This is a genomic window from Pantoea sp. GD03673, assembly GCF_029844725.1.
Lineage (GTDB): Bacteria > Pseudomonadota > Gammaproteobacteria > Enterobacterales > Enterobacteriaceae > Pantoea.
This window is the reverse complement of sequence record NZ_JAOCKJ010000007.1, coordinates 346,704-354,987: the sequence shown is the minus strand read 5'-3', so window position 1 is coordinate 354,987 and position 8,284 is coordinate 346,704. Positions and strand designations below refer to the sequence as shown.

At 56.7% G+C, this 8,284-nt stretch carries 9 protein-coding genes; 3 read left to right on the top strand and 6 right to left on the bottom strand.

The window, feature by feature from the left end; genetic code table 11:
- Window positions 1-46: 46 nt before the first annotated feature.
- Genes kdsA through hemA form a run of 6 tightly spaced genes read right to left on the bottom strand, consistent with a single transcriptional unit; the run spans window position 47 to window position 5,368 of the window.
- On the bottom strand, window positions 47-901 hold the full coding sequence (gene kdsA, locus N5J69_RS16220; RefSeq protein ID WP_279771616.1) for a 3-deoxy-8-phosphooctulonate synthase: 855 nt from the start codon (window positions 899-901) through the stop codon (window positions 47-49).
- Between the two features lie 25 nt (window positions 902-926).
- Window positions 927-1,736: an invasion regulator SirB1 gene (sirB1, locus tag N5J69_RS16215; RefSeq protein ID WP_279771615.1), complete on the bottom strand. Its 810-nt coding sequence runs from the start codon at window positions 1,734-1,736 to the stop codon at window positions 927-929.
- A 1-nt stretch (window position 1,737) separates the two neighbouring features.
- Entirely contained in the window at window positions 1,738-2,130 is a 393-nt protein-coding gene (locus tag N5J69_RS16210) for a SirB2 family protein (protein WP_279771613.1), read from the bottom strand.
- Between the two features lie 23 nt (window positions 2,131-2,153).
- Window positions 2,154-2,987: a peptide chain release factor N(5)-glutamine methyltransferase gene (gene prmC, locus N5J69_RS16205; RefSeq protein WP_279771612.1), complete on the bottom strand. Its 834-nt coding sequence runs from the start codon at window positions 2,985-2,987 to the stop codon at window positions 2,154-2,156.
- Window positions 2,987-4,069 (bottom strand): peptide chain release factor 1, encoded by a 1,083-nt coding sequence (gene prfA / locus N5J69_RS16200; RefSeq protein ID WP_279771611.1) that lies wholly within the window; start codon window positions 4,067-4,069, stop codon window positions 2,987-2,989. Before prfA ends, prmC begins: the two co-directional genes overlap by 1 nt.
- A gap of 42 nt (window positions 4,070-4,111) precedes the next feature.
- Window positions 4,112-5,368 (bottom strand): glutamyl-tRNA reductase, encoded by a 1,257-nt coding sequence (gene hemA / locus N5J69_RS16195; RefSeq protein ID WP_279771610.1) that lies wholly within the window; start codon window positions 5,366-5,368, stop codon window positions 4,112-4,114.
- 216 nt (window positions 5,369-5,584) lie between these two features.
- Here hemA and lolB point away from each other — a divergent pair, with 216 nt between their 5' ends.
- The 3 genes from lolB to prs all read left to right on the top strand — a co-directional run bounded on the left by lolB (window position 5,585) and on the right by prs (window position 8,146).
- A complete protein-coding gene (gene lolB / locus N5J69_RS16190) occupies window positions 5,585-6,208 on the top strand; it encodes a lipoprotein insertase outer membrane protein LolB (protein ID WP_279771609.1) in 624 nt (207 codons plus the stop codon).
- Window positions 6,205-7,062 (top strand): 4-(cytidine 5'-diphospho)-2-C-methyl-D-erythritol kinase, encoded by an 858-nt coding sequence (ispE, locus tag N5J69_RS16185; RefSeq protein WP_279771608.1) that lies wholly within the window; start codon window positions 6,205-6,207, stop codon window positions 7,060-7,062. The genes lolB and ispE overlap by 4 nt, the downstream gene beginning before the upstream one ends.
- A 136-nt stretch (window positions 7,063-7,198) precedes the next feature.
- Complete coding sequence (prs, locus tag N5J69_RS16180) at window positions 7,199-8,146, top strand: ribose-phosphate diphosphokinase (protein ID WP_279771607.1); 948 nt, start codon at window positions 7,199-7,201, stop codon at window positions 8,144-8,146.
- Window positions 8,147-8,284 lie beyond the last annotated feature (138 nt).

The following is an 8,284-nucleotide window of genomic DNA, read 5'->3' as shown; positions in this document are numbered from 1 at the left end:
AGGCGAAAAAAAAGAGCGATTTATCGCTCTTTTTTTTGCAGCCAGCTTAGTTACTGGTATCGAGTGCCGGGAAGCTTTTGACCAAATCGTCAATCGCCTTCATCTGCACCAGGAAGGGCTCCAGTTTATCCAGCGGCAGCGCGGAAGGACCGTCGCACAGGGCGTGTTCCGGATCCGGATGTGCTTCGATAAACAGACCGGCAATGCCGACCGCCATACCGGCACGCGCCAGCTCAGCCACCTGCGCACGACGACCGCCAGATGCCGCGCCAAACGGATCGCGGGTCTGCAACGCATGGGTCACATCGAAAATCACCGGGCTGTTTTTGGTCACTTTCTTCATCACGTTGAAGCCGAGCATGTCGACAACCAGGTTATCGTAGCCAAAGTTGCTGCCGCGGTCGCACAGAATAACCTGCTCGTTACCGCCTTCCGCGAACTTATCAACGATGTTGCCCATCTGACCGGGACTGACGAACTGCGGCTTCTTGACGTTGATGACCGCGCCGGTTTTCGCCATGGCTTCCACCAGGTCAGTCTGACGCGCCAGGAAGGCCGGCAGCTGGATCACATCAACCACTTCAGAGACCGGCTGCGCCTGTGCCGCTTCATGGACATCGGTGATGATCTTCACGCCGAAAGTCTGCTTCAGCTCCTGGAAAATCTTCATCCCCTCGTCGAGGCCCGGGCCACGATAGGAGTGAATAGAGGAGCGGTTCGCTTTATCAAACGACGCCTTAAACACGTAAGGAATACCGAGTTTATTGGTGACGGTGACGTAATGTTCGCAGATGCGCATCGCCAGATCACGCGACTCCAGCACGTTCATCCCGCCAAACAGTACAAATGGCAGATCGTTTGCAACGTTGATATCGCCAATACTCACGACTTTCTGTGTCATGCCCTTTCCTTTTCAGTGGGTCCGCTTAGTGCAGCGTGACCTGTTTTTGTTCGATTGCGTGAATCTGAACTTTGATCATCTCGCTGACCGGGTCTTCAGGACACTGCTCAACGAAATAGTTTAAATCACTCAGGGCGATATGTTCGCACTCCAGCTGCGCGTAGATCAAACCGCGATCGCGGATTTCATAAGGATCATCCGGATCGATGCGCAGCAGCACCTGACTGACGTTCAGCGCCAGCTCCATCTTCTTCTCTTCCATCAACGCCGCTTTCAGCGTATCAAGCATCTTGCGCATCACGGTGACGGTTTTGGCTTCGTCGAGATCGTCGTCATACAGGCGTGCTGTGGGGCTGATATTGCCTTTCAGCCACACTTCCAGCGTATGCCGGTCAAGGGTTTCACCATTGAAAGGGTTGATCATCCACTTATCGCCATCAATCCAGTCGGCGCGCAGAATCAGCTGCGTCGGGAAGATTACCGGCATCAGCGGCAGGTCCAGCTCGGCGGCGATGTGCAGCAGAATGACACCGAGTGACACCGCTGTACCCTGACGGGTCTTTAAGACGTTGTCGATCCAGAGCGCATCAGACAGATTGTAGACCCCGCTGGCCCCGCCAAATCCCCACTGGCGATAGAACAGTTCCAGCAGCTTTTCGAGCTGCATGTCAGCATCTTCGGTGTGGCTGACATAGTCACGCGCTTCGGCGACTAACGCCGCAAGTTGCGCTTCCACCGACAACGCCGGGAAATCGGCGCGGATGGCAAGCGTGGCACCAATCACCGCTTCACACAGCGGTGTCTGGCTGAAATCTAATTGTTCGGTCGAGGTCATGCTATCCCCATAACGGCATTTTGGTCCGCGCCAGCGTAATGATGGTCACCAGGGCGATTAACGCCACCAGAAAAGCGATCCAGCGGGTGCGATCAGTGCGTGGACGGCGACTCAATGCCACAAATCCTAAGGCGACGTAGATGATAACCCCTAAAAGCTTCTCCGTCAGCCAGCTTCCTTGCGGCGTGAAAGGATAGAAGTGGGTAATCATCACCAGCGAGACACCGGTTACCAGTAACAGGGTGTCGTTGACGTGCGGCACAATGCGGACCCAGCGTTTTGTCATCATCGCCGATTCACGGCGCAGCCAGTAAAATCGCAGCAGGAACAGCGTTATGGTGAGCACCACCGTCAACAGGTGGAGATGTTTAATCAGGGGATAAAAGGCGTACATTATAAATCCTTTTCAAAGCGCTTTTATGAGAGGAGCTGACCCAGAGTAACCCGTGGATTACCGCCATAATCCCTGACGGTTTCAACGGCGTGATAGCCTTTTTGCCGCATCAGCGTGGCGACGGCCTCGCCCTGCTGCCAGCCATGTTCCAGCAGCAGCCAGCCATCCGGCAGCAGCCAGTCGGGTGCCTGCTCGATCAGGGCCCGCAGATCCGCCAGTCCTGCTTCATCCGCCACCAGCGCGCTGCGCGGTTCAAAACGCACGTCGCCCTGCTCCAGATGAATATCGCTGGCATCAATATAAGGTGGATTGCTGACGATGAGGTCAAAGCGCTGCGGCGTCAGCGCCTGGAACCAGTGACTGAGCAGAAAGGTGGTGTTGCTGAGGCTGAGCTGTTGCGCATTGCTGCTTGCCAGCCCGACGGCGGCCTCAATGCGATCCACGCCGGTCACCTGACAGTCAGGCCGCTCGCTGGCCAGCGCCAGCGCAATCGCCCCGGTGCCGGTGCCCATATCCAGAATGGTTGCCGGTGTTGCAGGCAGATGCGCCAGCGCCTGTTCAACCAGCAGTTCAGTGTCCGGGCGCGGGATCAGCGTGGCGTTATTCACGCGCAACGGCAGTGACCAGAACTCGCGCTCGCCCACCAGGTGCGCCACCGGTTCGCCGCGGGCACGGCGCGCCAGCAGGTTATCCAGCTGTGCAAGCTGCTCATCGCTGAGCACGGTTTCATCGAAGGCAATTAACCAGCTGCGCGATTTGCCGGTCACGAAACCTAACAGGATCTCTGCGTCACGCTTCGGACTGTCCCCCCCGCACAGCGTGGCGACAGCCTGTTTTAGCCAGTGACGAATATCCATTAATCCTGACCAGCCAGCGCTGCCAGCTGATCCGCCTGGTGTTCCTGAACAATCGGTTCGATCAGGCTGTCGATTTTACCTTCCATCACTTCATCCAGACGGTAGATGGTCAGGTTGATGCGGTGGTCAGTCACGCGGCCCTGCGGGAAGTTGTAGGTGCGGATACGGTCAGAACGATCGCCGCTGCCCAACAGGTTGCGTCGGGTGCTGGCTTCTGCGGCATGACGACGGGCCATTTCGGCAGCGTGGATACGTGAGCCCAGCACCGCCAGCGCTTTGGCTTTGTTTTTATGCTGCGAACGTTCGTCCTGGCACTCCACCACGATGCCGGTTGGCAGGTGGGTAATACGAATGGCGGAGTCGGTGGTGTTAACGTGCTGACCGCCTGCGCCGGAAGAGCGGAAGGTATCGATCTTCAGGTCACCGGCATTAATTTCCGGCAGTTCCGCTTCCGGGATTTCCGGCATCACCGCAACGGTACAGGCTGAGGTATGAATACGGCCCTGTGATTCGGTCTCCGGCACGCGCTGCACGCGGTGTCCGCCCGACTCAAATTTCATGCGGCCATAGGCACCGTCGCCGGTGATGCGGGCAATCACTTCTTTATAACCGCCATGCTCGCCTTCGTTGGCGCTGACGATTTCCACGCGCCAGCGACGTGCTTCAGCATAGCGGCTGTACATACGGAACAGATCGCCTGCGAAGATTGCCGCTTCATCGCCGCCGGTTCCGGCGCGTACTTCAACGAAACAGGCACGTTCATCATCGGGATCTTTCGGCAGTAACAGCACCTGCAGCTGCTGCTCCAGCGCGTCGCTCTTCTCACGCGCTTCCTGCAGCTCTTCCTGTGCCATGTCACGCATTTCAGGATCGTCGAGCATCTGCTGCGCCGTTTCGATATCGTCCTGCACCTGCTGCCAGTCGCGGAAGCAACGGGTCACATCGGTCAGTTGAGCATATTCGCGTGACAGCGCACGGAAACGCTCCTGATCGGCGATCACACCAGCATCGCCCAGCATTGCTTCCACTTCTTCGTGGCGCTCCTGCAGGGCTTCCAGTTTGGCAACTATAGAGGTTTTCATTTAAATGTGGGATTCCCGTAACAGGTGGCGACAGCGTTGTGCCTAATCGAGACCCAGGCTGTCGCGTAAAATCTGCAGGCGTTCATTGTCGCCGTCGCGGGCGGCCTGCTGAAGTGATTTGGTTGGAGCATGTATTAAACGGTTGGTCAGCTTGTGCGCCAGTTCCTGCATGACTTTTTGCGGATCGGCACCCTGTTGCAGCGCCTGCAGCGCACGGCCTTCCAGCTCAGCGCGGATCTCATCCGCCTGAGAACGATATTCACGGATCGTATTCACCGCGCCCTGTGAGCGCAGCCACGCCATGAATTCGCAGCTTTCCTGAACCACAATGCTTTCGGCCTGAACTGCCGCCGCTTTGCGCTGCGCCAGGTTCTGCTCGATGATCGCCTGCAGGTCGTCCACGCTGTAGAGATAAGCGTTAGGCAGATCGCCCACTTCTGGCTCTACATCACGCGGCACCGCAATATCGACCAGCAGCATCGGTTTGTTGCGGCGCGCTTTCAGGGCGCGCTCCATCATCCCCTTGCCGATAATCGGCAGCGGACTGGACGTTGAGGAGATAATAATATCGGCTTCTGCCAGACGGGCATCGATCTCCGCCAGCGTGATAACCTCTGCACCCACTTCCGCCGCCAGCGTTTCGGCGCGCTCGCGGGTGCGGTTGGCGATGATCAGATTTTTGACCTGATGTTCACGCAGATGACGCGCCACCAGCTCAATAGTTTCGCCTGCGCCAACCAGCAACACGTTGACGGAGGAGAGGGATTCGAAGATTTGACGTGCCAGCGTACAGGCGGCAAACGCGACTGACACGGCATTGGCACCGATGTCGGTTTCCGTGCGCACGCGTTTGGCAACAGAGAAGGTTTTCTGGAACATGCGTTCCAGTTCGCTGCTCAGGTCGTGACCTCGTGAGGAGTCCGCAAACGCTTTTTTCACCTGACCGAGGATTTGGGGCTCGCCCAGTACCAGTGAATCAAGTCCGCTGGCGACGCGCATCAGGTGACTGACCGCCTCGTTATCCTGATGCCAGTAGAGGCTGTTGCGCACATCCTCTTCATCCAGCTGATGATAATTGCACAACCAGCTCACCAGACGCGCCTGTAAATCGGCCTGCTGCTCTACACTCAGGTAGAGCTCCGTCCGGTTACAGGTGGACAACACCACGCCGCTCTGCACCATTGGCTGTGATAACAGGCTGTTTAACGCCTGCTCAAGCGTCTCCGGCCCGAACGACACGCGTTCGCGCAGAGCAATGGGGGCGGTCTTGTGGTTGATTCCGAGAGCGAGCAGCGTCATGGCGGTTTTGGTTGGGATGTCCCAATAATGTCAGGGTTTTGTGAGGCGCATTCTACAAGATGCGGCAGATCAAGAAAAGCCATACAAAGGCTATGACTGTAATAAGATTAACCTGTTCATGCGCAATTTGCTGCATAACAGCATTGACGGTTAAAACGGGGACGGTTAGCGTTATCCGTTACGAATAATAAATGTGTCCGAGGAGATGACCACTTGATGCTTAATTCACCACGCAATCTGTTGCGCCTTTTGCCCCTTGCCAGCGTGCTGCTGGCGGCCTGTAGCGTCAACAAACCGCAAGGTCCCGGCCCCAGCGTTACCGCGCCACAGTGGCAACAGCATCAGCAGGCGGTCTCAAAGGTCACGCACTACCAGACCCGGGGAGCCTTTGCCTACCTCTCCGACAGGCAGAAAGTTTATGCCCGCTTCAACTGGCAGCAGACCGCGCCCGACCGCTATCGTCTGTTGCTGACCAATCCGCTGGGCAGCACCGAACTGCAGCTCGATGCCCAGGGTTCCGTGGTGCAGATCGTCGATAACAAGGGCAAGCGCTATGTCAGCAACGATGCGCAGAAAATGATCTCGCAGCTGACCGGCATGAATATTCCCCTGGCGAATCTGCGTCAGTGGATGATGGGTCTGCCAGGCGATGCCACGGACTATAAGCTCAATGATAACTATCAGCTGAGCAGCCTCAACTACAGCCGCGACGGTCAGAACTGGCAGGTGTCGATTGCGGGCTACGACAGCAAGGTTACTCCGCCGCTGCCCTCCAGCCTGGAGCTGAAAGAAGGTGACCAGCGGATTAAACTGCGCATGGACGGCTGGACCGTTCAATGATCACCCACTGGCCTGCCCCGGCAAAACTGAATCTTTTTCTTTACATCACCGGCCGTCGTCCCGACGGCTATCACAACCTGCAGACGCTGTTTCAGTTTCTGGATTACGGCGATGAGTTGCAGATTCGCGTTGACCAAAGCGATCGTATTCAGCTGTTAACGCCCGTGGAAGGCGTTGCGGAAGCGGACAACCTGATTGTGCGCGCCGCGACCATGCTGAAGCAGGCCGCACAGGACAACCAGCGCCTGCCCGAACGTGCGGGCGCGCAGATTGCTATTGAGAAAAAGCTGCCGATGGGCGGCGGCATTGGTGGCGGCTCTTCTGATGCGGCGACCGTGCTGGTGGCGCTCAATCATCTGTGGCAAACCGGCTTCACACCGGATGAGCTCGCAGCAATTGGCGTGAAGCTGGGTGCGGATGTGCCGGTCTTTGTGCAGGGCTTTGCCGCCTTTGCCGAGGGTGTGGGTGAACAACTTCAGCCCGCAGCGCCGGAAGAAAAGTGGTATCTTGTCGCGCATCCCGGCGTGAACATCAGCACGCCAGGGGTATTCAGCGACCCTGAACTGACGCGGGATACTCCATCGCGCAGTTTATCGACGCTTTTAGCCTTACCCTTCACCAATGATTGTGAAGCAGTGGTAAGAAAACGTTTTCGTGAGGTTGATGCGCTCGTTTCCTGGCTGCTAGAATACGCGCCGTCACGCCTGACTGGCACAGGCGCTTGTGTGTTTGCTGAATTTGACACCGAGTCTGCCGCCCGCCAGGTGCTGGAGCTTGCCCCGAATGGGGTACGCGGATTTGTAGCCCGGGGCGTTAATGTCTCGCCGCTACTGCGTACCCTGCGAGGCGATTAGCGAATGCGTGACAGTGTCACTCCGTTCCAGACACTGCACCTTTCGCATCAACACACCCGTGTGAACGTCTATGACCGTACGCGCCGGTTACAGTCATGCCGTTCATTCTCTGGACGCAAAGCCTGAGGTTCTTCTCGTGCCTGATATGAAGCTATTTGCTGGTAACGCCACCCCGGAACTAGCACAACGTATTGCCAATCGCCTTTACACCAGCCTGGGAGACGCCGCTGTTGGCCGTTTCAGTGATGGTGAAGTGAGCGTACAGATTAATGAAAATGTACGCGGTGGTGATATTTTCATCATCCAGTCCACCTGTGCTCCCACCAACGATAATCTGATGGAACTGGTTGTGATGGTCGACGCGCTGCGTCGTGCTTCTGCTGGTCGTATTACCGCAGTCATTCCCTACTTTGGTTATGCCCGTCAGGATCGCCGCGTGCGCTCCGCGCGTGTGCCAATTACCGCTAAAGTAGTGGCAGACTTCCTTTCCAGCGTCGGTGTTGACCGTGTTCTGACGGTTGACCTGCACGCCGAGCAGATCCAGGGCTTCTTCGACGTCCCGGTTGATAACGTATTTGGCAGCCCGATTCTGCTGGAAGATATGATGCAGATCGGTCTGGAAAACCCGATTGTTGTTTCTCCCGATATTGGTGGCGTAGTACGTGCCCGTGCTATCGCTAAACTGCTGAACGACACCGATATGGCTATCATCGATAAACGCCGCCCTCGCGCGAACGTTTCTCAGGTGATGCACATCATTGGTGACGTTGCTGGCCGCGACTGCGTGCTGGTCGACGATATGATCGACACCGGCGGCACGCTGTGCAAAGCGGCTGAAGCGCTGAAAGAACGGGGTGCCAAACGCGTATTTGCTTATGCAACGCACCCGATCTTCTCCGGCAATGCGGTTGAAAACTTGCGTAAGTCTGTACTCGACCAGGTGATCGTCTGCGATACCATCCCGCTTTCTGAAGAGATTAAGTCACTGCCGAACGTGCGCACACTGACCTTATCTGGCATGCTGGCCGAAGCAATTCGCCGCATCAGTAACGAAGAATCTATCTCGGCCATGTTCGAGCATTAATCTTCACGGAACCGGGCCCTGTGCCCGGTTTTTTTATGTCTGCGGTTCCGATTAACGCGCTTCTTTTTTGGCGTTTTCCCCGATAAATTTCCTCTTAATCCCCTATTTTCAACGCCACCCACTCTTTTACAAAATCGC